Below are 24460 nucleotides of genomic sequence, written 5' to 3' on the forward strand. Positions count from 1 at the left end.
CCAAGGCAGCGGCTAAACCTGCAGCCAAGGCAGCGGCCAAGCCAGCAGCGAAAGCGGCAGCCAAGCCTGCAGCCAAGCCAGCGGCAAAAGCGGCAGCCAAGCCAGCGGCCAAACCTGCGGCGGCAGCGCCGGTTGCGGCGCCAGCAGCGGTTGCTGCAGCTCCAGCCGAAGCCAAGCCAGCGGCGCCAAAAGCGGCAGCCAAGCCAAAGAAAGCCGCTGCGCCTAAAAAGCCGGCTGTCGCCAAGCCGGCTCCGGCCGCGGCTCCAGCAGTCAAAACCGTGGTGGCGCCAGTAGCGGCATGGCCGTTCCCGACCAGCACCCGTCCATCCTGATCACACCCCTTCGGGTGCCTGGATGAGGCAACACGCCGCTGTGTGACCCAATCACACAGCGGTTTTTTTTTGGAGAAGCGTCGTGCTCAGTATTCTTACCTTGATCGTCGATACCATCGCCACTGTGTTGGGTGGTGTCCTCTTGTTGCGCTTCTGGATGCAAGCCGTGCGCGTACGGCCGCCATCGTCGGTGGCCCAGTTTACCTTTCAATTATCGGACTGGCTGGTGCGTCCGCTGCGCCGCATCGTGCCCGGCGTCGGCGGCTACGACTGGGCCAGCCTGATCGGCGCGTTCCTGATCGTGCTGGTGGCGACCTCGGTCTGGTTCATCGCCGGTTTGCCGGCAGAGTTTGTCTTGTTGAGAGCCTTGCAGCGCTTCCTGCAATGGATCTTGTATGGCTTCATGGCCTTGCTGGTGATCGAAGCGATCTTCAGCTGGATCAATCCGCAAGCGCCGCTGGCGCCGTTTGTACGGGCCCTGAACGAACCCCTGCTGCGCCCCTTGCGCCGGATCGTTCCGCTGGTCGGCAACCTGGACCTGTCGCTGCTGGTCGCACTGATCTTGCTGCAAGTCGGACAAATCCTGGTCAGCATGATGTTCGGCGGCCGATAAGTTCACGGCTGCTTGCATGGAATGAGACGGATAGGCAGGTAATCGTCAATATCCAGCATTCATTGTATCGTTCCTCTCCGACATAATAGCCAGCAGCGATTTCGCCTGACCTGGATTGAGGATGATCGGAGCAGCCATGGAACATATCGACAAGCAGCAAGCAGCGCCTGCCACCGGCACCACCCTGGCTTATCTGCCGGTGGCCCTGTTCGGTTCGGTGATGGGCTTGACCGGCCTGGCCCTGGCGTGGCGCGCCGCGCATGCGCATTTCGGGGCGCCGGCCTGGATCGCTTCCGGCATAGGCTGGATCGCCATCGCGGCCTTTGTCGCCCTGGCCATCGCATATGCGCTCAAGGCCGCCAGCGGTTTCGACAGCGTGCGCAACGAATTCCGGCACCCGATCGCCGGCAACCTGTTCGGCACGCCACTGATCAGCCTGTTGCTGCTGCCGATGCTGCTGGCCGATATCACCTTGCCGCTGGCGCGCGGCCTGTGGCTGCTGGGCGCGGCTGGCATGACGCTATTCGCATGGCTGATCGTCAGCCGCTGGATGTCGGTGCAACAAAACATTACCCATGCCACGCCTGCCTGGATCATTCCAGTGGTCGGCATGCTCGACGTGCCGCTGGCCGTGCCGTCGCTGCAATTCGAAGGCATCCACGGCTTCATGCTGTTCGCGCTGGCGATCGGCCTGTTTTTCGCGATCCCGCTATTCACGCTGATTTTTTCGCGGCTGCTGTTCCAGGAAGCGATGCCGGCCGCGCTGCAGCCATCGCTGCTGATCCTGGTGGCGCCGTTTGCGGTGGGCTTTTCATCGTATGTGACGAGCACCGGTAAGCTGGACGCCTTCGCCGGCGCCTTATATATGTTGATGCTGTTCTTGCTGGCGGTGCTGGCCGGCCGCTTGCGCCATCTGGCCAGTTGCTGTCCATTCCGCGTGTCGTGGTGGTCGGTCAGTTTTCCGCTGGCGGCGTCGGCCAGCGCCGCATTGCGCTATGCCGCGGCGGTTGACACGATGTTTGCCGATGGCGTCGCGATGTTCTTGCTGGCCTTCGCCACGATCGCCATCCTGGGCCTGCTGCTGCGTACCCTGGCGGGCATCGCGCGCGGCGAATTGCGCGCGCTGAGCGGCTGAATGCACTGGCGGGACGTGCCGGCTTGAATAAGATTGCGCTTAGTTGCGGCGCTTGCCCCTGGCCCGTCTTTTTGGCGCTTTCTGCGTTGTAGAGTGGTGTTCATGGGCGTCGAGCGGCGATTGTTATCGCGGCCGACGCGTCCTTGATCATCACCATGGAAAGCAGACATGAGCAAACTTTTAGCCATCGAGGTCAGTGCCAGCGCCGATTACTCGGCGTCCCGCAAATTGACCGCCGAATTTATCGAACAATGGAATACCGCCCATCCCGGCGGCCAAGTGATCCCGCGCGACCTGACCAAGACCGACTTGCCGTTCATCGGCATGCCGTGGATCCTGGGCGCCTTCACGCCGCCGGAACAGCACTCCGAAGAAAGCAAGGCCGCGCTGGCGGTAGGCGACGCGCTGATCGCCGAGTTGTTCTCGGCGGATCACATCGTGATCGGCACGCCGATGTACAACTTTTCGATCCCCGCCATCCTGAAGGCGTATATTGATCACATCGTGCGCATCGGCGTGACTTTTTCGAGCGGTTTTGAAGGCATGGTGAGCGGCAAGAAAGCCACCATCATCCTCGCTTCCGGCAGCGATTTCACGCCAGGATCGCCGTTCGAACCGTTCAACGCGGCCAGCACCTATCTGCGCCAGATCCTCGGTTTTATCGGCATCACCGACGTCAAGGTGATACTGGCCGGCAGCACGCTGGCGATCATGCGCGGCGAAACGACGATGGAGCAACTGACCGGCAAGCTGGCCGGCCAGATCGCGGCGGCCGCCGCTTGATGGCGTACCAGACGAAAGGAGCATAAGCATGAAATTCAACGATACCGCCCCAGTCCTGCCGCCCGCCGGCGGTCCGCCGCCCTGGCTGGCCAGGCTGGCCGACGACGCGACCATGGAAGCGACCGTGTTGCGGCGGCCGGTGGAGGGCAAGGACAATATCGTGGGGCTGCTGAAACTGGCGATTCCACTCTACGAATTCCAGCATTTCACTTACCGGGACGACTTTGGCGATAACTTTTTCATGGAATCGTACCGCTCGCAGATACGCGGCGTGCCGATCGAATGCTCTGTGCTGGTGCATATGAACGCGGCGGGCCAGGCCGATTCGCTGCTGATCAATCATCGTCCGCTCGATGCCGCGCTGCTGTTTTCACGGCTGATGGCACAGCAGGCCGCCGATCGTTATGGCCAGGATCTGTTCCTGGGCGAGCAGCCATCCGCTACCAAATAATGGGCGAAAAAAACTCAGGCATCAGCCTGAGTTTTTTTGAACACGCGACAACTGCGCTTGGATCAGAAGCGATAGCCGAATGCCGCTTCAAACTGGTCGGCGATGCTTGCTGGCGTAAACACATGGTTTTGCGCGCCTTGGGTGGCGATCTTGATGGCGCCGATCAGGCTGGCCAGGCGGCCGGTGGTCTCCCAGTTCAGGCCGTTGGTGATACCGAACAGCAGGCCAGCGCGGTAGGCGTCGCCGCAACCGGTCGGGTCCAGCACTTCGCTCGCCTTGACGGCAGGAATATCGATGCGTTTGCCGCCGGTGTAGATTTCCGAACCTTGTTCGCCGCGCGTGACGATCAGCGCTTCCAGGCGGCTGGCGATTTCCGGCAAGGTCAAACCTGTACGTTCCATCAACATTTCGATTTCATAATCGTTGGCGCTGACGTAGGTTGCCTTGTTGATGAAGTCGATCAATTGCTCGCCATTGAACCTCGGCAATTGCTGGCCCGGATCGAACATGAAGGGAATGCCCAGTTCGGCCAGGTCTTGGGCGTGCTTGAGCATGCCCTGGTCGCCGTCCGGCGAAATGATGGCGACCCGGGCCGGGCCGGCGTCGGCGATATTGTTTTCATGCGCGAACGACATGGCGCCGGGATGGAAGGCGTTGATCTGGTTATTGTCGACATCGGCGGTGACGAAGCATTGCGCGTTATACGCTTCCGGCTTGATCAGGATATTCTTGGTCGAGATGCCCAGTTTTTCCAGGCGTTCCAGGTAGGCTGCGCTGTCCTGGCCCATGACGCCGACGATGCGCGGATCGCCGCCCAGCATTTTCAGGGTGTAGGCGATATTGCCCGAGCAACCGCCGAATTCGGTGCGCATGGTCGGCACCAGGAACGAGACGTTCACTTTGTGCAATTGATCGGCCAGCAGCGATTCGCCGAAACGGCCAGGAAATTGCATGATGGTGTCGGTTGCCAGCGAACCGCAAATCAGGGAAGTTTTGTTCATCAGATATCAGGGGTAAAAAAGAGCGATATGGTAGCCAGATGCTTTGAGCTGGGCTAATTCAAAATAGATTTTAACGGCTTGTTCTGTCCGTGGGGCAAAACCTTTACTCAAATCCGTTTGCGCCGGCAAGTATTCGCGCGGCGCTATGACACGGCGCAATACCGGCTTGTCATTGCTATCGTTCAGGATCAATTCGATGCTGGGCCACGATTGCACACCACGGCCCTGGTTGCGCAGCACGGTGGCGTAAGAGAAGGTATGCTCCGCCATGGTTTGCAATTCGCCCTGTTCGATCGTCAGCCATTCGATCTGGGCCGGCAAGTCGACTGTACAGCCGGCCATGGCGCACACGGTTTCCAGCGTCGGTTTCAGCTCAGGAATCTTGGCCGCCAGCACATTGCGGAACGTCGCCACGGCCTGGACCAGCAACAGTATCAGCAACACCAGCGAGCCGATGCCCATCAGGATGCGCAGCGCCTTGCCGGTGCGTTCGCGGCGGCGGCCCTGGCGCACGAAACCGGGCTCGTCTTCGGCCGCTGCCTCGGTGCTGATCGCAGATGCCGGGCCGGTCGCAAAACCTGGCTCTTGCCGGCCTTCATCCATGGTGATCGCCGGGAGTGCTGCTTCACGCGTTTCTTCAATCGGTTCGTCGACGGATTCTTCCAGCGGCTCCTGGTCCGGCAGCGCGCTGGCGACCAGCTGCTCTTCCGCTTCCACCGGAGGTGGCGGCGGCAAGGCCGGTTCATGCTTTTCTTCGCGCAGATAGGTGACGAACGCCGGCGCCTCCGGTTCCGGGACGCGGCGGGTCCACACTTTGGGCGTGACCGGCGGTGCCGGCGCCGGGGTTGGCTCGGGGGCCGGCTGCGGCGCCACGTTGGTATCCAGCGCCAAGTCTTGTTCCGGGGCCTGCTCGGGCTGGGCCTGGGCAAGCTCGGGCAAGATGCCAAACGGATCGTAGGATGTGTCGAAATCGAGTGTATAGGCCGGTTCTTCGGCAATTTCAGCGAAGGCGGGCAGGATCTCGGTGTACGAGGGAGTAACTGTTTCGGCAGCCTGAGCCGGCTCGGCAGGCATCACCGGAGGGGCAGCGGACGGCGCGGCGACCAGCGGGTCGACCAGCGCGGCATTGCCGTCGAATACTTCTTTGCAGGAGCCACAACGTACTATGCCCCCACGCAACTTCAACTGGTCAGCAGCGACCCGAAAGATGGTGTTGCAATGGGGGCATTTGGTGGCGAGGGCCATCGCAGCTGTTAAGCGCTTGCCGTGCGGGCGGGCGGCGCGGCCGTCTGACCCAGGCGGCCATGCAGGGCGACCCAGCCATCTTGCTCGGCCCACACACCCAACTGGATGAAGGGTGCGTAAGCTTCAATCACGTCTTGCGCTTGCGGCGCCAGCACGCCGGACAGAATCAGCGCGCCGTCCGGGGCTACCCGGCCGGACAGCATCGGCGCCATCAATTTCAACGGACCCGACAAGATGTTGGCGACCACGACATCGAACTTTTGCGCAGCGTGGGCCGACTGGGCGAACGTATCCGGCAAGAAGTAGGCGATGTCGCAGTTGTTGCGCTGCGCATTGTCGTTGGCCGACTCGATCGCTTGCGGATCGATATCGACGCCCACCACAGCCGCCGCGTCCAGCTTCTTGGCGACCATCGCCAGGATGCCGGAACCGCAACCATAATCGAGCACGGACTTGCCGGGCGCCGGATGGGCTTCCAGCCATTCCATGCACAAACGGGTGGTGGGATGGCTGCCGGTACCGAACGCCAGGCCCGGGTCCAGTTCCAGGATCAGGCCGGACGGGTCCGGCGCTTCATGCCAGCTCGGCACGACCCAGATATTCTTGCCGATATGCATAGGCTCGAATTGCGACTGGGTCAAACGCACCCAGTCCTGGTCGCCGACCGGACGCAAGGTGAAGCTTGGCACGCTGGCCAGGCCAATCTCGGCGGCGGCCGCCGCGACGATCGCGGCCTGGTCGGCATCGAGATCGGTCAGCGCGACCACCCGGCTGCGTTCCCACGCCGCTTCCTTCGGTTCCATGCCCGGCTCGCCGAACAGCGGCTGCTCGGCCGCGGTGCCTTCATCGGCGTCTTCCACCGACACCGACAGCGCACCGGCTTCCATCAACGCGTCGGACAGGGCCTCGGCGTGGTCGCGTGCGATTTCGATGACGATTTCAGTCCAGCTCATGCTTCCGCCTTGATTTCGGATTTGTTGGCGATGCTCGGGGTGCCGCCTTTACTCAGATTCTTGCTCAAATCCGGCATGTCCGCCAGCTTTTGCTCCAAGTAATGAATATTGGTGCCGCCTTCGATAAAGCGCGCATCGATCATCAATTCGCGGTGCAGCGCGATATTGGTGGAAATACCTTCGACCACCATTTCCGACAAGGCGATCTGCATGCGGCGGATCGCCTGTTCACGGGTCGCGCCATAGGCGATGACCTTGCCGATCATCGAATCGTAATGCGGCGGCACATAATAACCGGCGTAAGCGTGCGAATCGACGCGGATGCCAGGACCGCCCGGCACGTGCCAGGAAACGATCTTGCCTGGCGACGGCGTAAACTTGAACGGGTCTTCGGCATTGATGCGGCACTCGACGGCATGGCCCGACAGCAATACATCGCGTTGGCGGAAACGCAGTTTTTCGCCGGCGGCGATGCGGATCTGCTCTTGCACGATGTCGATGCCGGTGATCATTTCGGTGACCGGATGTTCAACTTGCACGCGAGTATTCATTTCAATGAAATAAAACTCGCCGTTTTCGTACAGGAATTCGAAGGTGCCCGCGCCACGGTAGCCGATCTTGCGGCAAGCTTCTGCGCAACGGTCGCCGATTTTTTCGATCAGCTTGCGCGGAATGCCCGGCGCCGGCGCTTCTTCGATCACTTTCTGGTGGCGGCGCTGCATCGAGCAATCGCGCTCGCCGAGCCAGACGGCGTTTTTGTGTTCATCGGCCAGGATCTGGATTTCCACGTGGCGCGGATTTTCCAGGTACTTCTCCATATAGACTTCCGGATTGCCGAAAGCGGAGCCGGCTTCAGTCTTGGTCATCGCCACGGCGTTGATCAGAGCTGCTTCGGTATGCACCACGCGCATGCCGCGGCCGCCGCCGCCGCCGGCCGCCTTGATGATGACCGGATAGCCGATCTTGCGCGCAATTTGCACGATCGTCTTTGGATCGTCGGGCAATGCGCCATCGGAGCCCGGCACGCAAGGCACGCCGGCCTTGATCATGGTTTGCTTGGCCGATACTTTATCGCCCATCAAGCGGATCGATTCGGAACGCGGGCCGATGAACACGAAGCCGGATTTTTCAACCCGTTCGGCGAAATCGGCGTTTTCCGACAAGAAGCCGTAACCCGGGTGGATCGCTTGCGCATCCGTCACTTCAGCCGCGCTGATGATGGCCGGCATGTTCAGGTAGCTCAACGATGAAGGGGCCGGTCCGATGCAGACGGATTCGTCGGCCAGCTTGACGTATTTTGCGTCTTTGTCGGCTTCGGAGTGGACCACAACCGTTTTAATGCCCATTTCGCGGCAGGCGCGCTGAATACGGAGGGCAATTTCACCACGGTTGGCAATCAGGATTTTTTCAAACATGGTAGGTTCGCGTATGTCTGTGAGAGCCGGGCTAGCCGGCAAAACAACAAGTGTGAGGGTCGGAAAACCGCAAACGGCCGTTGCCGGCCGTGTGGACAGGTGTTAGCCGATCACAAACAGGGGTTGACCGAATTCGACCGGTTGGCCGTTCTCGACCAGGATCTGGGTCACGACGCCGGCTTTGTCCGAGTCGATTTCATTCAACAGCTTCATCGCTTCGATGATGCACAGGGTATCGCCTTCCTTGACGGTGGCGCCCACTTCGACGAACGCGGCGCTGCCTGGAGCGGACGAACGGTAGAAAGTGCCGACCATCGGCGATTTGACTACATAGCCAGTAGGCTCGGCGGCAACTACTGCGGTTGCGGCGGCCGGCGCGGCGGCGACTGGCGCTGCGGCTGGCTGGTAGTGGGTTGGCATGCCTTGCGGCTGCATCATGACCATCTGGTTTTGCGGCATCGCCGACGACTTGACGATACGAACCTTGCTTTCGCCCTCGGTCACTTCCAGCTCTGCGATATCCGATTCGGCGACCAAGTCGATCAAAGTCTTGAGTTTTCGTAGATCCATGTAAAACCCCTAGGAATTTATATTGTTTTATGAGTGAAGCGGTGATGTCGGATTGAGTATCGCCGCGTTAAATGCGTGCAGATCGCGTAGATTAACGTGTTTTAAGCGCAAAGTCGATGGCAAAGCGATATCCATCGATGCCGAGCCCGCAGATCGTGCCCTGCGCGATCGCGCTGAGAAAAGAATGATGTCGAAACGTTTCGCGCTGATAAATATTCGAAATATGGACTTCCACGAACGGAATCGCCACCCCGGCCAAGGCGTCGCGCAAAGCCACGCTGGTATGCGTCAGCCCACCCGGATTGATCACGATGGCGTCAATTCCTTCTGTGCGCGCGGCATGGATGCGATCGATCAGCGCGCCTTCATGGTTGCTTTGAAAGCACACCAGGCTGGCGCCGGCCGCCAGCGCTTGCGCCATGGCGGCTTGCTCGATATCGGCCAAGGTGCTGGCGCCGTAGACCTCAGGCTCGCGCGTCCCCAGCAAATTCAGATTGGGGCCATTGAGCAGAAGGAGGTTTTTTGCCATGTAAGGAAGACCGTTTTAGCGAAAGTTCCGCATTTTGCCGCCAAAGGTACGCATTGGCAAGAGAAAAAATGTTAATGAACTAATTAGAGCGTGGCCAGGTCTGCGCGCAATTGCTCGAATTTCAAACGTCCCAGATAGGTCTTTTTGACTTGTCCATCGGCGCCGATCAGTACGGTGTAAGGCAAGCCGCCAGCGCTATTGCCGAACTGCTTGGATAAATCGGTGCCGCTCATGCCGGACACATACACCGGATAAGCAATCTCCATTTTTTTGGCAAATTCAGCAATATTGCCAGGCGTATCGATGCCGATGCCAATGATTTGCAGGTTTTTACCGGCGCTTTCCTTTTGCAGCTCTGATAATTCCGGCATTTCTTGGACGCAAGGTCCGCACCACGGCGCCCAGAAGTTGACGATCAGGTTCTTGCCTTTCCATTGAGACAAGGCTTGCGTCGTGCCGGCGGCATCCGGCACGGACAGTGCATACAGCGCGGCGACCGGACCGGCCGCTGCCGCGGTGGCCGGTTCGGCGGCGGTGGATGCCGGAGCGGCTTCAGGCTGGTTTTTATGGCTGATATAAGCACCGATGCCGGCAAATACGATGGCGATCGCAGCGTAAGCGATTAAATTATTCTTTTTCATGATCTCGATGGGTTTTTCACTCAATGTTATGGCTGTCGTCGGGTGCGCCGCTCAGCAAGGCGCGCAAGCCCGCCATATCGGTGCGCTGCATTTTACCGTCGGCTTTCAGTTTACGCGCGCCGCGCAGGTCGTCCAGCTCGTACAAGGCGGCATGCACGCCTTCTTTTTGCCACAAGAAACTGACGGTTTCGACAGCATCATAACGCGGACCCTTGAAATGCGGGGTTTCCGAGATGTCGATCGTCATCTTCTTATTCAATAAGAAGATCTGGACTTCCTTGGCGCTCTCGGCAAACAGTTGCAAATAAATTTCGTCATGCGGCCCGGCCGTGCCATTCAATACCGCGCCGCTGATCAGCGGATGAAATTGCTGCAAGCCCTGCATCACTTGCAGCGCGATGGTGCGCAACTGGAACAGGCGCGCTGGCTGGCTGTCGGACAGGAATAGCGCGTTATACAAACGGACTTCGTGTTCGATCTGCGTATTGTCGGGCAAGACTTGCAGCGCCGGCTGGACATCGCCCAGTATTTGCCGCGCCGCCTTGCGTTTCGCGGTCGCATAGTCGGCGCCGTCTTGCGCAATCAGGCGCGCGGCGGCTGCGGCGATCTCGCTGCGCAGGAGCTGGGTGTCGTCAAATGCATTCGTCATCATGCCCAAGATCATACTCCGAAGCAGACAAAACCACCGGGTCGGGTAAAATCTCATACTTACCATTCGCCAGCGCATTCGTTCGCACTTATTCACATGCATATTCATATACTCGGCATTTGCGGCACCTTCATGGGCGGCCTCGCAGTATTGGCCAAGGAAGCCGGCCACCGCGTCACCGGCTGCGACGCCAACGTCTATCCGCCGATGAGCACCCAGCTGGAGGCCCAGGGCATCGAACTGATCCAGGGCTTCGATCCGGAACAAACCAGGCTGGCGCCGGATTTGTATGTGATTGGCAATGTCGTGTCGCGCGGTAATCCGCTGGTCGAGGAAATCCTCAACCGCAGCCTGCCTTATGTTTCTGGGCCGCAATGGATGGGCGAACATATATTAAGCAGCAAGTGGGTACTGGCCGTGGCCGGCACGCATGGCAAGACCACCACCTCGGCGATGCTGGCCTGGATACTGGAAGACGCCGGTTATGCGCCGGGCTTCCTGATCGGCGGCGTGCCGATGAACTTCGGTATTTCGGCGCGATTGTCCGGCAAAGGCGCCGATTCCGACTTCTTCGTCATTGAAGCGGATGAATACGACACGGCGTTTTTCGACAAGCGCAGCAAGTTCGTGCATTACCACGCCAAAACGGCGGTGATGAACAACCTCGAATACGACCATGCCGACATCTTTCCCGATCTGGGCGCCATCGAAACCCAATTCCACCACCTGGTGCGTACCGTGCCGGGCATCGGCCGGCTGATCGTCAACGGCGATGAAGCGTCGCTGGAGCGGGTTTTGAAACGCGGTTGCTGGAGCGAAAAGGAAACCTTCGGCAGCGGCGATACCAATTGGCGCATGCAAGAATCGGCGGACGGCAATTTCGATGTCTTATTTAATAGCAAGGTCGAAGGCCGCGTCGAATGGACGCTGACCGGCAGGCATAACCGCAGCAATGCGCTGGCGGCGATCGCCGCGGCGCGCCATGTCGGCGTGCCGATTGCGCAGGCCGCCAAGTCCTTGTCGACCTTTGAAAACGTCAAGCGCCGCATGGAAGTGCGCGGCGTGGTGAACGATATTACGGTCTACGACGATTTTGCCCACCATCCGACGGCCATCGCCACCACGGTCAAAGGTTTGCGCCAAAAGCTGGGCCAGGGCAACGGCCGTATCCTGGCGGTACTGGAGCCGCGTTCCAATACGATGAAGCTGGGGGCGATGAAAGACGCGTTGCCGGGCAGCCTGGCCGACGCCGACCTGGTCTTCGGTTTTGGCAGCCAGGCGGCGCTGGGCTGGAGCCTGGGCGACGCGCTGGCGCCGCTGGGCAAGATCGCCAGCAGTTTCGACCAGATCGATGCGCTGGTCGCGGCGGTCGTGGCGGCGGCCCGGCCGGGCGACCAGATCGTGGTGATGAGCAATGGCGGTTTCGGCGGCGTGCACCTGAAATTGCTGGAGGCGCTGGCCCGATGATTTTGTACCTGCACGGATTCCGTTCATCGCCGTCATCGATGAAGGCGCGCCTGATGGCCGGGCGCATGCATGCGCTGGGACGTGGCGCCGAATGGGTGTGCCCGCAATTGCCGGCCTCGCCGAAAGAGGCGATCGCGCTGGCCCAGTCGCTGGTGCACGGCGTGCCGGCTGGCGAGCTGGCCATCGTCGGTTCGTCGCTGGGCGGGTATTACGCGACCTGGCTGGCCGAGCACATCGGTTGCCGGGCGGTCTTGCTGAATCCGGCCATCGTGCCGTTGCAGGATCTCGACCGGCATGTCGGTATCAGCACGCAATTTCACTCCGACCAGCCGTTTGAATTCAAGCGCGAATACATCGATGAGCTGCGCGCCTTGGCCGTGCCCCGCATCAGCCAGCCGCAGCGTTATTTCCTGATCGCCGCCACCGGCGATGAAGTGCTCGATTACCGCGACATGGTGGCCCACTACGCCGGCGCATCCCAGCATGTGATCGACGGCAGCGACCATGGCATTGCGGAATTCGCCGATTATCTGGACCCAGTGCTGGCCTTTTGCGGCATCGAAAGCAGCGTGTGAGGCCCGGGTCCCTGAGGCAGGTCGCCTGGCACAGTCACATCAACGCCGTCAACGCGCCGTCCGCGCTGCGCGATTGGCTGAGCAGCCCCGGTTCGCTGACCGCCAAGCTGAAGGCGCACAGCCACGCATTCCGGGTGCAATGCCTGCACCAGCAAACCGCGCGCTGTCTCGGCGATGAAGCGCGCATCATCGGCTTGCCCCGCCCGGGCCGGGTGTGGCAGCGCGAAGTGCTGCTCAGGTGTGATAATAAGCCCGTGGTATTCGCCCATACCGTGGTGCCGATGCAGGCCACCGCCACCGACTGGCCGCTGTTTTCGGCATTGGGCGAACGTTCGCTGGGCACTACCCTGTTCGGCGACCGCATGGTGCGGCGCGGTACACTGGCATATGCGCGCCTGCGCGGCGGCCATCCGCTGGCGCAAAGAGCGCTGGCCGCGCTGGGCCGGCTAGTTGGCCAGGAAAGAATGTTATATGCGCGGCGCTGTTTATATCAGCGTCACCAAGGATTGCTGCTGGTAACGGAAGTCTTCTTGCCTGAGGTACTGACACTGACGCCGGTACCGCCAGGCTTGATCTTGCCTGCAAACGAAATTTAATGAGTAAAATATAAGAATATGGCAATGAATCTATTTTTTGAAGAATCCGGCGATTTCAAGGTCGGCACGGTATTGTCGCAAGCGGGCGAGGCGTATCAGGTGGAAATGGCCAGCGGCAAGCGCAGCAAGGTCAAGATCAAGGATGTGCTGTTGCAATACGAAAAACCCGGCCCGGCCGAATTGCAGGACAAGGCCAGGGAAGTATCGGCCGAGATCGATCTTGATTTCCTGTGGGAAGTCGCGGGTGAGGAGGAATTCGGCTTTGCCGAGCTGGGCGCCGAATATTTCGGCCACCCGCCATTGCCGCACGAGGCGGCCGGCCTGATTCTCAGCCTGCATACCGCCCCCGTCTATTTTTACAAGAAGGGCCGCGGCCGTTACAAGGCGGCGCCGGAAGCGGCGTTGAAAGCCGCGCTGGCCGGGATTGAAAAGAAAAAGCAGCAAGCAGTGGTGCAAGCCGCTTATGTCGAGCAATTGAAGGCCAATCAGTTGCCGGAATCCATGAAAAGCATGGTGCTGCAATTATTGTTCAAGCCGGACAAGAACACCATCGAATACAAGGCGCTGGAAGCAGCGTGCAACGACTTGCATGCGAGTGCGCCGCGCTTGATGCTGGCGACTGGCGGCATCGCTTCGCCGAAACAATTGCATATGTCGAAGTTCCTGTTCGAGAATTTCCCGAAAGGCGCCGGTTTCCCCGAGGTGCCGGTGCCGGCCGTGCCAAACAAGCTGCCGTTGGCCGAGGTGAGCGCTTTTTCGATCGACGATGTGACCACCACCGAGATCGATGACGCTTTTTCGGTCGTCAAGCTCGATGATGGCATGGTGCGGGTCGGGATTCATATCGCCGCGCCGGGCCTGGGTATTCGCCCTGACGATGTGATCGACAAGATCGCGCGTCAGCGCATGTCGACCGTGTATATGCCAGGCGACAAGATCACCATGTTGCCGGATGAAATAGTCAATGCGTTCACTTTGGCCGAAGGCAAGGCTTGCCCGGCCTTGTCGCTGTACGCGACGCTGGATCCGGCCGACTGGAGCGTGCTGAGCACCGAAACCCGCGCCGAACTGGTGCCGATCACCAGCAATTTGCGGCATAACCAGCTCGACGATCTGGTCAATGAAGAAACCCTGGTCAGCGGCGACGGCGAGTACGCCCACAAGGCCGAGCTGATGCTGCTGTGGCCGTGGGTGCAGCAGCTGGAACAGGGCCGCATGAAAAAGCGCGAAGGTTTCGGCTTGAAGCCGGAGCAAAACAACCGCGTCGATTTCAACTTCTATGTCGAAGACGACGTCGTCACCGTGGCGCGCCGCAAGCGTGGCGCGCCGCTGGACAAGATCGTCGCCGAGCTGATGATTTTTGCCAATAGCACCTGGGGCAAGCTGATGCACGACCATGGCGTGCCGGGCATTTACCGCAGCCAGGGCGGCGGCACCGGCGGTGGCTGGGCGGCCAAGATGCAAGTGCGCATGGTGACCCATGCCGCGCCGCATCAAGGCTTGGGCGTCGATCAATATGCGTGGAGCACCTCGCCGTTGCGCCGTTATACCGACCTGGTCAATCAATGGCAAATCCTGGCCTGCGCCGAACATGGCGTCACCGCGCCGCTGGTGGCGCCGTTCAAGCCGCGCGACGCCAACCTGTTCGCGATCGTGTCGGCGTTCGACGCCGCGTATGCCGCGTATGGCGACTTCCAGTCGAATATGGAACGTTACTGGTGCTTGCGCTGGCTGGGCCAGGAAGAGGCGCGCCAGGTCGACGCGGTGGTGTTGAAAGATGAAATCCTGCGCCTGGTCGACATTCCGCTGGTCATCAAGTTGCCGGGCATGCCATCGGTGGCGCGCGGCACGCAAGTCAAGCTCGACATCTTGCGCTGGGATGAGGTGGACCTGACGATCGAAGCGCGCTTGCTGGAAATCGCCGCCCAGCCGGACGTGGCGGTGGATGCCGAGCTGGATTATGAGGATGAGGCCGAGGGCGAAGCCGGTGCTGAAAGCGATGACGCCAAGGCCGCCGTTGACGTGCCGGAGCTTGCTGAATCGTCCGCTGAACCGGTCACCAGCGAGCCGGTGGCTGAATAAGGGCCTATCCCGGTAGTGAGCGCATTCATCTGCCGGAATAGGCTCTACGCCGGCAGGGCGGTGCGAAAAACTCCAATCCGCGCCGCCCTTGACGTAGAATTCAGCCATTCTTTTGACGTAACGAAATCAATGCTGGGTTGCGCGTGAAGTCTTTTCAACAAAATCGTTTCCTGATCATCGCTGTTGCGGTATCGCTGCTGGCGCATGGCGCTTTGCTGGCGGTGCACTTTGTCGCGCCGGTACCGAACAAGGTCGAGGCCACCGATCCCGGCATGGAAGTGATTCTGGTCAACGCCAAGCACACCAGCAAGCCGCTCAAGGCGGAGGCGCTGGCGCAAGCGAACCTGGATGGCGGCGGTAATGCCGATCAAGGCCGCGCCAAGTCGCCGCTGCCGGATTTGCACAAGATGGAAAACGGCGACAGCATCCAGGCCAGCGCGCGCCGCATTGCCGAGCTGGAGCAGCGGCAAGCAGAGTTGCTGACGCAAGCGAAGAACAATACCTTCGCGGCGCCGCCGATCACGGAAAAGAACAAACCCGATCCGACCCCGACCGGCGCGGACTTGCTGGAAACCAGCAAGGCGCTGGCGCGCATGACGGCGGAAATCAGCCAGACGGTGGAAGACCAGAACAAGCGCCCCCGTAAAACCTTCATTACGCCGAGCACGCAAGAAGTCGGTTATGCGATGTATTACAAGACCTTGCAAAAGCGCATAGAAGAAATCGGCACGCTGAACTTTCCGCAAAAGAACGGCCGCAAGCTGTATGGCGAGCTGGTGGTGTATATCCCGATTTTCCAGGATGGCACGATTTACCAGAAAGAGGGCGGCGCCCGGGTCGAGAAAAGTTCCGGCAACCCGGCGCTGGACAATGCCGCGCTGGCCATCGTGCGCCGCGCCGCGCCGTTTGGGAAATTCCCGCCGAACATGCTGTCGAACGATAAGGATGACTTGTGGGTCATCATTACCCGCTTTAAATTTACCCGCGAAGAAACAATGGAAGCTAACCTGACTGGCGACGGCAATTGATGGGCGCCGACCGTTATTGCGTATTCGGCAATCCGATCGCCCACAGCAAGTCGCCCGAGATCCACGCCGCATTCGCGGTCCAGACCGGCGCAAACATTGCCTATGAACGCAGGCTGGCCCCGCTCGACGGTTTTGCGGCCGCCGTGATGGACTTTGCCGACGAAGGTGGCAAGGGCGCCAATGTCACCGTGCCGTTCAAGCTCGACGCTTGCGCGCTGTCCTCGGCGCTGACGATACGGGCCCAGGCGGCCGGCGCCGTCAACACGCTGCAATTCACCGAACACGGCATCGTCGGCGACAATACCGACGGCGCCGGCCTGGTGGCCGATATCGTCGTCAATGCCGGCGTGGCCATCAGTGGCAAGCGCATCTTGCTGCTGGGCGCGGGCGGCGCGGCGCGCGGCGTGGTCTTGCCGATCCTGGAACACCGGCCGTCGCAATTGGTGATCGCCAACCGTACCGTGGCCACCGCCGCAGGGCTGGTGCAGCAATTTTCGGCGCTGGGCGGCCAGGATGTGGTGTCGGCTTGCGGTTTCGACCAGCTCGACGGCGCCTTCGATATCGTCATCAACGCCACCTCGGCCAGCCTGAGCGCGGACTTGCCGCCAATAGCGCCATCGGTATTCGGCCCGGCCACGCTGGCGCTGGACATGATGTATGGCAAGGAGCCTACCGTCTTCATGCAATTTGCCGCCGAATATGGCGCGCAGGTGCGCGACGGCCTCGGCATGCTGGTCGAGCAGGCGGCGGAAGCGTTTTTCGTGTGGCGCGGTGTGCGGCCGGACACCGCTGACTTGCTGGTCCGCATGCGCGCCAGCTTGGGAACAAGTTGATGGCCAAGGCGCGCAAGTCCGGCAGCCGTTATGGCTGGGTCAAATGGGTCTTCCTGCTGCCGCTGCTGGCGTTTTTCGTCGTACAGCTCTATTTCTTCCTGCAAATCTGGTGGTGGGTCGACCATAATCCGGGCAGCACGTCTTTCATGCGCGAGCAATTATCGGTCTTGCAAGAAAAGAATCCGCATGCCGTCTTGCAGCACACCTGGGTGCCGTACAACCGTATTTCGACCAATTTGAAGCGCGCCATCATCGCTTCGGAAGACGCCAATTTTTCCGAGCATGAAGGCGTCGATTGGGATGCCCTGCAAAAAGCGTATGAAAAAAATAGCAAAAAGCACAAAGTGGTGTCCGGCGGCTCGACCATCACCCAGCAACTGGCGAAGAACCTGTTCTTGTCCGGCTCGCGCAGTTATCTCCGCAAGGGCCAGGAATTGATCATCACGTATATGCTGGAAACGTTGATGGACAAGGACCGCATCTTTGAAATCTACCTGAACGTAGTCGAGTTCGGTACCGGCATCTTCGGCGCCGAAGCCGCATCGCGCCACTATTACAATATCAGCGCCGCCAACCTGGGCGCCAGCCAGGCCGCCAAGCTGGCGGTGATGTTGCCGAACCCGCGTTTCTTCGACAAGCACCGCGATTCCGGCTACCTGGCGCGGCGCACCGGCGTCATCCTGCGCCGCATGGGTTCCGCCGAATTACCATAAGGGATATAAAAAAGCGCGTTTCAGGGGTGGTCGTCAAAAGGGCTTTGCGAGTACACTTGCGCTGTTTCGATTTTGGCGCAATGCGCCAGCACCTATCACGATAATTCATTCTGGCTGAGAGCGCGCATGATCAATGTCTTTGTTTTACAAAATGGCCGGCTCAACCAGGTACCCATCGACAGTCGCACGGATCTGGAAAACGTCGAGCCGGTCTGGGTCGACCTGACCGACCCGAACGACGATGAGCGGGCCTGGGTCAAGGCCATTTACGGCGTGACGCTGCCGGGCGAAGACGAAGTCAAGGACATCGAGGCGTCGGCGCGTTATTACGAAGCGGAAAACGGCGACTTGCACCTGCGCACCGATTTCCTGCTGGAAGAAGACGACGGCCCGTCGCGCATCGTCACCGTGGCGTTCATTCTTGCCAAGAAAATGCTGTTCTCGGTGCACACCGACGACTTGCCGGTATTCCGCCTGGTGCGCATGCGCGCCCGTTCCCGTCCCGGCTCGATCGCCGACTATATGGACGTGCTGCTCGACCTGTACGCCACCGACGCCGAATATTCGGCCGACGCGCTGGAAGGCATCTACCAAAACCTGGAAGAAGTCAGCGGTCGCGTGCTGCAAGAAGAATTCACCGACCAGGACGCGGCCGCCGCACTGAATTCGATTGCCCACGAGGAAGACTTGAATGGCCGCATCCGCCGCAACATGATGGATACGCGGCGCGCGGTCAGCTTCTTGATGCGCGGACGGCTGCTCAATTCCGAGCAATTCGAAGAAGCGCGACAAATCCTGCGCGACATCGAATCGCTGGACGGCCACACGTCTTTCCTGTTCGATAAGATCAACTTCCTGATGGATGCGACCGTCGGTTTCATCAACATCAACCAGAACAAGATCATCAAGATCTTCTCGGTGGCCAGCGTGGCCTTCCTGCCGCCGACGCTGATCGCCTCGATCTACGGCATGAACTTCCGGGGCTGGTTCCCGGAACTGGACTGGACGCTGGGTTATCCGTTTGCGCTGCTGCTGATGGTGACCAGCGCGATCGCGCCGTTCTGGTATTTCAGGCGCAGGGGGTGGTTGAAGTAGGAAGTTTTATATGAATAGACGCTCTTATAAATTTATATCTTAAATTTATAAGAGCAGGCAATTAGCCAAGCCAATTCGATCCATTTGAATTTCCACCAAAGCAACTTTCTACAACTTGCCCTTTCCGCTTCAAACCTATCACCCAAGAATAATCATCATCTCTTTGTGGCATAATCTGATTTAAAAATTCACCTATTATTTTTATTGATGAATTCACTTCATTTTCATCAAAGTTGTCGATTTTTATTGAGATAAAGAGAAGTTGAAAGTCATCTTGTATTTCGTGATAAATTATATCTTTTGGAAAGGGGGTTTTTTTTGTGATTGTGTCTAAGATTTTTTCTATCAAATTTTTATCTATGAGGATTTTTTTCATTTTTTGAGTACTTTGTTTTTGAGGATTTTTTAATTGTGGAGATGGTTAAAGACATCCCATAGCTTTGGCTTGTGCCTCCATTTTTTCAAGTCCTCGTTTTACTGAATTAATCATATCTACATGTCCAGTGTAAGTTCCTTTCCCTGAAAGATCGCCTCCAGGATTGACTAAATAAGCTCGATTGAAAAGATTGTATTGATCTTCGGAAAGTTGTTTTTCTCTCTTGCTAAGCTGAGCCTTAGTATCTTTAATTTTTTTTCTAATCTCTTCGCATGGATCCTTACCATTTTGATCAGAGCAACTATTAGTCTGTGTCTGAGTATTTGCAGCTTTAATTACACTGGCGAGTGTATTCATCGCCTGATACGTTTGATAAGCTCGCCACCCTAATGCCGCACCTTCAACAATATATGGTATTGCTGGAGCTAAGAATGCTATTTCACCAGTTGGATCAACGAAGATTGTTGGATTCGAATTTGCATATTCATAAGTATTAATCCCTCCATTTAATCCAGTTGGGTCGCTTTCTAGATATTTTCCAAGTTGTGAATCATAATATCTATAGTGGTTATAATGATTATTTGTTTCTTTATCATAAATCTGGCCGCTGAATCGTACGTTATAGGTAAAAATACCTGAGCCACCAAGGTTGTCATCGGGCTGGCTTATTCCGAACGGATCTGCATTATCCCAACGCCAAACAACGCTATTATCAGCCGCTGCCGTGATCAGTCGAGGGGTGTTGATGTGGTCCGTATAAACATAATAGATCAGACTTTGCGAGTCTGTAGCAGCGGTTGAGCGCTTGAGTATACTTACCGGCATGCTCCCCAGATAGACTGTTTCCTGCAACATCAGGCCATTGGCATCGTATTCCCCAAGCAGTTGCCCCTGCTCATCGTAGGCGTAGAAATTGGTGCCCGTTGGCGCAAGAGCACTGGTTTTTCTGACGCGCTCATCGTTGCCGTTGTACCAATAGCTGGTGACCAGCCCCGCATTGACGGTGCTTTGAAGCCTGCCGCGATCGCTATAAACATACTTGATCGTACCGTCGTTAATGAGATTGCCTGCGGCGTCGAAGCTGTTGCTTCTTGCCGGGAATGGTCCGGAAGTAGCAAGCAAGCGATTGCTGCTTGGGCTAATCGTGTTCGAGTAATTGTTGGCGCCGAAGGTTGCCTGACTACGATTACCATTGGCATCGTAAGCAAAACTCTGATTGGTATTTTTGCTTAAAAAATTTGTTAATTGATCAAGGCCGTTGTAAGCGAATGTCTGGTTGTAGTTCGTGGCGCTTGCATCGCCTGTATGGTTCATTTGGGTAATACGACTTGCAGCGTCATACGTGAGCGTACGCGTCAACGCGCTTGCCGAGGCGGTCGTATTGCCCAAAGGGTAGCTGATGATGCGGCCGTCGAGGTCGAAAGTGCGGGTATAGATGTTGGGGCTGGTGTCGCTGCTATTTCCCCATGCCCAGCTTTTTACCGGTCCGAAAGGGGCATAGTTAATTTGATCGAGCAAGACCGTTGCCGCATCTGTGTTGGTGCCTCCGCTAGCATTGGCAGTGTTAAGCATCAGTTTGTTGATATTGCCTGCGGCATCGTAGGAATAGTTGATGCGATTACCGCTGGGATAGGTCAGGCTGCTCAGATGGCCGTTGCCATCATAGGTATAGCTGATATGTTGAATGACCGGCGCGGAAGGGCCGTTGATCGTCTGTATTTTTTCAAGCAAGCGCCCGCGCTGGTCGTAGCTGTAGCGCGTTTGGCCGGATTCGTCCGCCATTTTTGTCAGTCGCCCGATGGCGTTTGGCGCTCCGCTTGCACCGCCGTCGTATTCAAAAGTGGTCGCTGTGCCACTTGCATAGCTGATGCTGATAACGCGGTTCAGTACGTCATAAGCATAGGTCGTGGTCTTGCCACGCGCATCGGTATTGCTGGTCAGATTTCCTGCCAGGTCATAGTTTTGCGCCGATAGTCCGGTATCGGGACTGGCCAAGGCCGTTTGATTGCTGTATCCATCAACCGTGTAATTAGTGACCAGACTGCGCGGATCGGTAACGCTGCTGATTTGATCGAGGCCATCGTAGGTATAAGTGGTTGCCGGCCGTGTGGCGCCCGTGATGGGAGCAGGCTGAAGCGTTTGCTTCAGCCTGCTTAAGGCATCGTAGCTCAGGTTTGTTGCACGTCCGAGCGGATCCGTCGTTTGCGACAGGTTGCCAGCCGCATCATAAAGATAACTCCACGTGGTGTTTTGTACCGTTTGGGCGGCTGCCGTGGTGTTGTTTATGCCTCCTAATATGGGAAGATAGGTCAGGTTGAAGATTAAGGTGCTGGCAACAGCACGGGTTAAGAAGCTCTTCATTGGATGAGTAAGAAATTTTGTGGCTCGTTCTTAACGAGCGGTGAACATTGATCGGCAAATGCATCCAAAGATAGTGGAATTGTTGCAATCTTCTCGTAGGGATATAAACTTGCAGCATTCGAGTTCAAAAGGGCTGAAAAATAATACTTATACTTTGAGACTTGATCTTGTTGCCAATCTTGCCTCGCGATTCTTGGACATAACCGGAATCTTTCTACTTGGGTCTGCTTGATCGCAGCAATGCAAGCCAGAAAAGACACAAGGACAAACTGGTGCAAAGCGAGTAGCGGGCCCATTACAGCCCCCCGGTGATTTGTTTAAGCTGATTCAGGCTGTTGTACACCCGACTTACTTGGCGCACGAGATTACCACCGGGGTCGCGTACCTGTTCCGCAGCCCGGTTACCTAGGTTATCAAGGGTATAGCTAATGACGTTGCCGCCGTTGTCGCCGATGGCTATCAGCCGATGAGCCGCGTCATAGGTGTAACTCACCCAGGAACCATCAGGTGCGGTTGCCTTGCGCAATTGGCCGACACCATCGTAGTCATAACTGGTTAACTGGCCACCGACGCTGGCGGATGCGAGCCAGCCACGCAGCGTATAGTTGAGCACTGTCTCCAGACCATTCGGATCGGTGATTTTGCCGGCACGGCCATTTACGTCGTAATCAGACAGCGTGGTGACATGGCCAAGAGCGTTCACCACCGTAACAAGATTGCCACTGCTGTCGTAGGCATAACTGACACTGTCATTGACATCGGTACGTGGACCTTTGACGGTAAGCACTTGGCCAAACTCGTTGTAACTATAAGTCCAGTTCCGCGTGCTGCCAACAGAGCTTGCGCTGAAGCCGCTGGCCCCACTAATGTCGCTCGTCGGTTGTATGGACTTACTTAGCAGGTTGCGATGCTCGTCGTAAGTATAAGTAGTGATACGTTTGGGTTCGGCAATGCGTATCGGAACACGCAGCGCAGGATGCCACTCTGTATTGACAGTACGTGCGCTGCCAGTACCCGAAGCTTCAACGCGCCGTGTTTCCAGATTACGCGTGAGGTCATAGGTAAAAATGTTAACACGTCCGCCGAAATCCGTACTGGTTGCCACGTTGCCCTTGGCGTCGTAGGTACGCGCCTTCATACCGTCACAGCCAGCGCAAAGCTGATCGATGCTGTCATTGCGACCGACACCGAGAATAGATTTTGAGTGATAGCTGCGAACGACCGTCAGAGGGGTTGCTGCGGTACCGCCGTAAGTGGTCACAGTGTTCGTACGGCTACCGTCGGCGTCCGCAGCGCCGAAATCGATCCTGATCTTGTCAACGCCGCCGGCATGCTCTGAAATTGATGCTTTACCATAGCAGTCGTAGCTCCAACTTGCATAGCGTTGACCGTTTTCATCAGTAATACCAGTAAGATAGCTAATCAAATGTCCAAAACCGTTGCCTTGCTGAGGCGCTCCGGGGCAGCTTGTACCATCATTGATCCTGGCATTTTCGTTATAGTAATAAGTACGGCTTTTGCCGTCTGGATAAGTTACCGAAGTCAGATTGTTTGCATTACATGCCAGACCATAGCCATACGTCGTCGTACCAGGAATGCAACCGCCACTTTGTCCATCGTAGCTATATATATAGGGCAGCCCTGCAGGATCGATGACTCGGGAAATGCGCAATTTCGCATCATATTCGAACTGCAGCTGTCTTCCCGCCCGGTCGGTGACGCATGCTAATGTTCCGGAAGGAAGCAACGCTCCATCTTGGTGATGGCTACATCCCGGCGCATCAGCAGGATAGCGTGCAACCTGAGTATCGTTGGTAGTGCCCATGCTATAAGTGAATGTCAGGCGTTCTCCCTCGATATTGGTTTCCGATAGCAAGAGGCCTTTGCCATCATAGCTTTCCACTGCGTGATTGGCCGTTGTGTAAATCCATTGATCAACAGTGGTGCCATCTGCGGCATAAATGGCATTGAGGCGATCATTGATATCAGGATCGCCGCGCCATTCGCTTCCCGATTTGGAGTATGAATAGACCTTTCCATCCGCACGATGTGCGATCACCGAAGCGGAAGTGTTGGGCAATGCGATGTCGTCACAATAGATTGCATAAGATCGAACGTAGCAGGTGAATTTTGTCTGGGTAGGCATGAGCACAAGCCGGCGGTCAATCGCGGTCTTCCAATGACTGCCAAATTTCCCGGAAAAGCTGCTTGCTGAACTGTATGCGCCGCTGTTGTAGGTTCGCAGTAGCGTTAAGGATAGGCCTGGGGCGCCACTTTGATAATCCAATTCCTGCTGCACCTTATTTCCAATCACAGGAGAAATAGGGTTGCCGCAGAAGGGCTGCCGGTTCTGTGAACTCTCAGGGCAGGAAGGACCATTAGCCTTGGATGTGGATGCCGGCACTGGAATTGGCGTCATTCGCTCGCATGTGTTTATATCGGCGAAATATTTAAGAGTCGCGCTTTCGCGACAAACGTAAGCCTCCAGCCACAAGGTTCGTGGCTCGTTACTGGTGATATATCCCCCCGATAAACTAACATACGAGTCAATGGGTGGCTCAGCAGGTGGTGCGGCTTTACACCATGTGTTAGGATTACCCTTGAAGTCTTTAACAATTTCAACGCATGCTGTCCACAATGCAATCGCAGTTGGGTAATTTCCTTGCCAACGATAAAAAGTCTCTCCGCCCAATTGAAACCATTTTACAAGTTCTGCACGAGCGGGAAGTGTGCTGCACAACATCGTGATCAGTACTATCCAACGGGCGGCGTTCGAGATGCGCGAACGCAGCACGAAGAGATTAGTCATTATTGACCTCCGAAATTTGATGAGTTCAGCAAGTTTTAATACTGTGTAGAATATTTCCAATAGGAAATGTAGTTTTCTCTGAGCTAGGTGTACTGTCAATAGTAGGCACATCCGTTTCAAGCAGCCAGTGCCGGTTTGTTGAAGTTTTCAGCGCGGTGGCGGGCGTCGCTTCTGCAATGGCCAGGCCGAGCGCCTGAAAACAGCCGGC

23 protein-coding genes are annotated in these 24460 nt (G+C 57.4%); 12 read left to right on the forward strand and 11 right to left on the reverse strand.

What is annotated here, in order from left to right; translation table 11 throughout:
* The first annotated feature begins 414 nt into the window (after positions 1-414).
* The 4 genes from GJA_RS03545 to GJA_RS03560 all read left to right on the forward strand — a co-directional run bounded on the left by GJA_RS03545 (position 415) and on the right by GJA_RS03560 (position 3314).
* On the forward strand, positions 415-945 hold the full coding sequence (locus GJA_RS03545) for a YggT family protein (protein ID WP_242404442.1): 531 nt from the start codon (positions 415-417) through the stop codon (positions 943-945).
* Between the two features lie 136 nt (positions 946-1081).
* Positions 1082-2080, forward strand: coding sequence for an SLAC1 anion channel family protein (locus GJA_RS03550; protein WP_051780234.1), 999 nt, complete (start codon positions 1082-1084; stop codon positions 2078-2080).
* A gap of 168 nt (positions 2081-2248) precedes the next feature.
* A complete protein-coding gene (locus GJA_RS03555) occupies positions 2249-2863 on the forward strand; it encodes an FMN-dependent NADH-azoreductase (protein ID WP_038488864.1) in 615 nt (204 codons plus the stop codon).
* A gap of 28 nt (positions 2864-2891) precedes the next feature.
* On the forward strand, positions 2892-3314 hold the full coding sequence (locus tag GJA_RS03560) for a hypothetical protein (RefSeq protein WP_038488866.1): 423 nt from the start codon (positions 2892-2894) through the stop codon (positions 3312-3314).
* Between the two features lie 62 nt (positions 3315-3376).
* Here the strand turns inward: GJA_RS03560 and GJA_RS03565 are convergent, their stop codons facing one another.
* The 8 genes from GJA_RS03565 to GJA_RS03600 all read right to left on the reverse strand — a co-directional run bounded on the left by GJA_RS03565 (position 3377) and on the right by GJA_RS03600 (position 10320).
* Entirely contained in the window at positions 3377-4315 is a 939-nt protein-coding gene (locus tag GJA_RS03565; RefSeq protein WP_038488869.1) for a carbohydrate kinase family protein, read from the reverse strand.
* A gap of 6 nt (positions 4316-4321) precedes the next feature.
* On the reverse strand, positions 4322-5560 hold the full coding sequence (locus GJA_RS03570) for a DUF3426 domain-containing protein (protein ID WP_038488872.1): 1239 nt from the start codon (positions 5558-5560) through the stop codon (positions 4322-4324).
* Positions 5561-5568: 8 nt separating this feature from the next.
* A complete protein-coding gene (prmA, locus tag GJA_RS03575) occupies positions 5569-6513 on the reverse strand; it encodes a 50S ribosomal protein L11 methyltransferase (RefSeq protein ID WP_038488875.1) in 945 nt (314 codons plus the stop codon).
* The gene (gene accC, locus GJA_RS03580; RefSeq protein ID WP_038488878.1) at positions 6510-7928 is read right to left on the reverse strand and encodes an acetyl-CoA carboxylase biotin carboxylase subunit; all 1419 of its coding nucleotides are present in this window, start codon (positions 7926-7928) and stop codon (positions 6510-6512) included. Before accC ends, prmA begins: the two co-directional genes overlap by 4 nt.
* Before the next feature lie 102 nt (positions 7929-8030).
* Positions 8031-8498 carry an acetyl-CoA carboxylase biotin carboxyl carrier protein gene (gene accB, locus GJA_RS03585; RefSeq protein ID WP_038488881.1) on the reverse strand — a complete coding sequence of 156 codons (468 nt, stop codon included), beginning with the start codon at positions 8496-8498 and terminating at the stop codon, positions 8031-8033.
* A 91-nt stretch (positions 8499-8589) separates the two neighbouring features.
* Positions 8590-9027: a type II 3-dehydroquinate dehydratase gene (gene aroQ, locus GJA_RS03590; protein ID WP_038488884.1), complete on the reverse strand. Its 438-nt coding sequence runs from the start codon at positions 9025-9027 to the stop codon at positions 8590-8592.
* 83 nt (positions 9028-9110) lie between these two features.
* Positions 9111-9668 carry a TlpA family protein disulfide reductase gene (locus GJA_RS03595; RefSeq protein WP_038488887.1) on the reverse strand — a complete coding sequence of 186 codons (558 nt, stop codon included), beginning with the start codon at positions 9666-9668 and terminating at the stop codon, positions 9111-9113.
* Between the two features lie 16 nt (positions 9669-9684).
* Complete coding sequence (locus GJA_RS03600; RefSeq protein ID WP_038498595.1) at positions 9685-10320, reverse strand: hypothetical protein; 636 nt, start codon at positions 10318-10320, stop codon at positions 9685-9687.
* Between the two features lie 93 nt (positions 10321-10413).
* Here GJA_RS03600 and mpl point away from each other — a divergent pair, with 93 nt between their 5' ends.
* The 8 genes from mpl (at position 10414) to corA (ending at position 18706) form a co-directional block, all read left to right on the forward strand.
* Positions 10414-11784 carry a UDP-N-acetylmuramate:L-alanyl-gamma-D-glutamyl-meso-diaminopimelate ligase gene (gene mpl / locus GJA_RS03605; protein ID WP_081905236.1) on the forward strand — a complete coding sequence of 457 codons (1371 nt, stop codon included), beginning with the start codon at positions 10414-10416 and terminating at the stop codon, positions 11782-11784.
* Entirely contained in the window at positions 11781-12359 is a 579-nt protein-coding gene (locus tag GJA_RS03610) for a YqiA/YcfP family alpha/beta fold hydrolase (RefSeq protein ID WP_038488895.1), read from the forward strand. The genes mpl and GJA_RS03610 overlap by 4 nt, the downstream gene beginning before the upstream one ends.
* Positions 12356-12955 carry a chorismate--pyruvate lyase family protein gene (locus tag GJA_RS03615; protein WP_051780238.1) on the forward strand — a complete coding sequence of 200 codons (600 nt, stop codon included), beginning with the start codon at positions 12356-12358 and terminating at the stop codon, positions 12953-12955. Before GJA_RS03610 ends, GJA_RS03615 begins: the two co-directional genes overlap by 4 nt.
* A 24-nt stretch (positions 12956-12979) precedes the next feature.
* On the forward strand, positions 12980-15037 hold the full coding sequence (locus tag GJA_RS03620) for a ribonuclease catalytic domain-containing protein (RefSeq protein ID WP_038488898.1): 2058 nt from the start codon (positions 12980-12982) through the stop codon (positions 15035-15037).
* 143 nt (positions 15038-15180) lie between these two features.
* Positions 15181-16065, forward strand: coding sequence for a TonB family protein (locus tag GJA_RS03625; protein WP_038498600.1), 885 nt, complete (start codon positions 15181-15183; stop codon positions 16063-16065).
* Positions 16065-16898, forward strand: coding sequence for a shikimate dehydrogenase (gene aroE / locus GJA_RS03630; protein WP_038488901.1), 834 nt, complete (start codon positions 16065-16067; stop codon positions 16896-16898). The genes GJA_RS03625 and aroE overlap by 1 nt, the downstream gene beginning before the upstream one ends.
* Positions 16898-17611, forward strand: a complete 714-nt coding sequence (gene mtgA, locus GJA_RS03635; protein ID WP_038488903.1) for a monofunctional biosynthetic peptidoglycan transglycosylase — start codon at positions 16898-16900, stop codon at positions 17609-17611. The genes aroE and mtgA overlap by 1 nt, the downstream gene beginning before the upstream one ends.
* A 126-nt stretch (positions 17612-17737) precedes the next feature.
* Entirely contained in the window at positions 17738-18706 is a 969-nt protein-coding gene (gene corA / locus GJA_RS03640) for a magnesium/cobalt transporter CorA (protein ID WP_038498602.1), read from the forward strand.
* A gap of 61 nt (positions 18707-18767) precedes the next feature.
* Here corA and GJA_RS27085 read toward each other — a convergent pair whose 3' ends face one another.
* The 3 genes from GJA_RS27085 to GJA_RS26515 all read right to left on the reverse strand — a co-directional run bounded on the left by GJA_RS27085 (position 18768) and on the right by GJA_RS26515 (position 24252).
* Positions 18768-19082, reverse strand: a complete 315-nt coding sequence (locus GJA_RS27085) for a hypothetical protein (RefSeq protein WP_144241413.1) — start codon at positions 19080-19082, stop codon at positions 18768-18770.
* 45 nt (positions 19083-19127) lie between these two features.
* The gene (locus GJA_RS03645) at positions 19128-21443 is read right to left on the reverse strand and encodes an RHS repeat-associated core domain-containing protein (protein WP_051780244.1); all 2316 of its coding nucleotides are present in this window, start codon (positions 21441-21443) and stop codon (positions 19128-19130) included.
* Between the two features lie 295 nt (positions 21444-21738).
* Positions 21739-24252 carry a DUF6531 domain-containing protein gene (locus GJA_RS26515; RefSeq protein ID WP_167541082.1) on the reverse strand — a complete coding sequence of 838 codons (2514 nt, stop codon included), beginning with the start codon at positions 24250-24252 and terminating at the stop codon, positions 21739-21741.
* Between the last annotated feature and the right edge of the window lie 208 nt (positions 24253-24460).

It is taken from the genome of Janthinobacterium agaricidamnosum NBRC 102515 = DSM 9628 (genome assembly GCF_000723165.1).
Lineage (GTDB): Bacteria > Pseudomonadota > Gammaproteobacteria > Burkholderiales > Burkholderiaceae_D > Janthinobacterium > Janthinobacterium agaricidamnosum.

Coding starts and splice junctions, on each gene's coding strand:
- GJA_RS03550 (WP_051780234.1), top strand. CDS start 1,082: ATGGAACATATCGACAAGCAGCAAGCAGCGCCTGCCACCGGCACCACC.
- GJA_RS03555 (WP_038488864.1), top strand. CDS start 2,249: ATGAGCAAACTTTTAGCCATCGAGGTCAGTGCCAGCGCCGATTACTCG.
- GJA_RS03560 (WP_038488866.1), top strand. CDS start 2,892: ATGAAATTCAACGATACCGCCCCAGTCCTGCCGCCCGCCGGCGGTCCG.
- GJA_RS03565 (WP_038488869.1), bottom strand. CDS start 4,315: ATGAACAAAACTTCCCTGATTTGCGGTTCGCTGGCAACCGACACCATC.
- GJA_RS03570 (WP_038488872.1), bottom strand. CDS start 5,560: ATGGCCCTCGCCACCAAATGCCCCCATTGCAACACCATCTTTCGGGTC.
- prmA (WP_038488875.1), bottom strand. CDS start 6,513: ATGAGCTGGACTGAAATCGTCATCGAAATCGCACGCGACCACGCCGAG.
- accC (WP_038488878.1), bottom strand. CDS start 7,928: ATGTTTGAAAAAATCCTGATTGCCAACCGTGGTGAAATTGCCCTCCGT.
- accB (WP_038488881.1), bottom strand. CDS start 8,498: ATGGATCTACGAAAACTCAAGACTTTGATCGACTTGGTCGCCGAATCG.
- aroQ (WP_038488884.1), bottom strand. CDS start 9,027: ATGGCAAAAAACCTCCTTCTGCTCAATGGCCCCAATCTGAATTTGCTG.
- GJA_RS03595 (WP_038488887.1), bottom strand. CDS start 9,668: ATGAAAAAGAATAATTTAATCGCTTACGCTGCGATCGCCATCGTATTT.
- GJA_RS03600 (WP_038498595.1), bottom strand. CDS start 10,320: ATGATGACGAATGCATTTGACGACACCCAGCTCCTGCGCAGCGAGATC.
- mpl (WP_081905236.1), top strand. CDS start 10,414: ATGCATATTCATATACTCGGCATTTGCGGCACCTTCATGGGCGGCCTC.
- GJA_RS03610 (WP_038488895.1), top strand. CDS start 11,781: ATGATTTTGTACCTGCACGGATTCCGTTCATCGCCGTCATCGATGAAG.
- GJA_RS03620 (WP_038488898.1), top strand. CDS start 12,980: ATGAATCTATTTTTTGAAGAATCCGGCGATTTCAAGGTCGGCACGGTA.
- aroE (WP_038488901.1), top strand. CDS start 16,065: ATGGGCGCCGACCGTTATTGCGTATTCGGCAATCCGATCGCCCACAGC.
- mtgA (WP_038488903.1), top strand. CDS start 16,898: ATGGCCAAGGCGCGCAAGTCCGGCAGCCGTTATGGCTGGGTCAAATGG.
- corA (WP_038498602.1), top strand. CDS start 17,738: ATGATCAATGTCTTTGTTTTACAAAATGGCCGGCTCAACCAGGTACCC.
- GJA_RS27085 (WP_144241413.1), bottom strand. CDS start 19,082: ATGAAAAAAATCCTCATAGATAAAAATTTGATAGAAAAAATCTTAGAC.
- GJA_RS03645 (WP_051780244.1), bottom strand. CDS start 21,443: ATGAAGAGCTTCTTAACCCGTGCTGTTGCCAGCACCTTAATCTTCAAC.
- GJA_RS26515 (WP_167541082.1), bottom strand. CDS start 24,252: ATGACTAATCTCTTCGTGCTGCGTTCGCGCATCTCGAACGCCGCCCGT.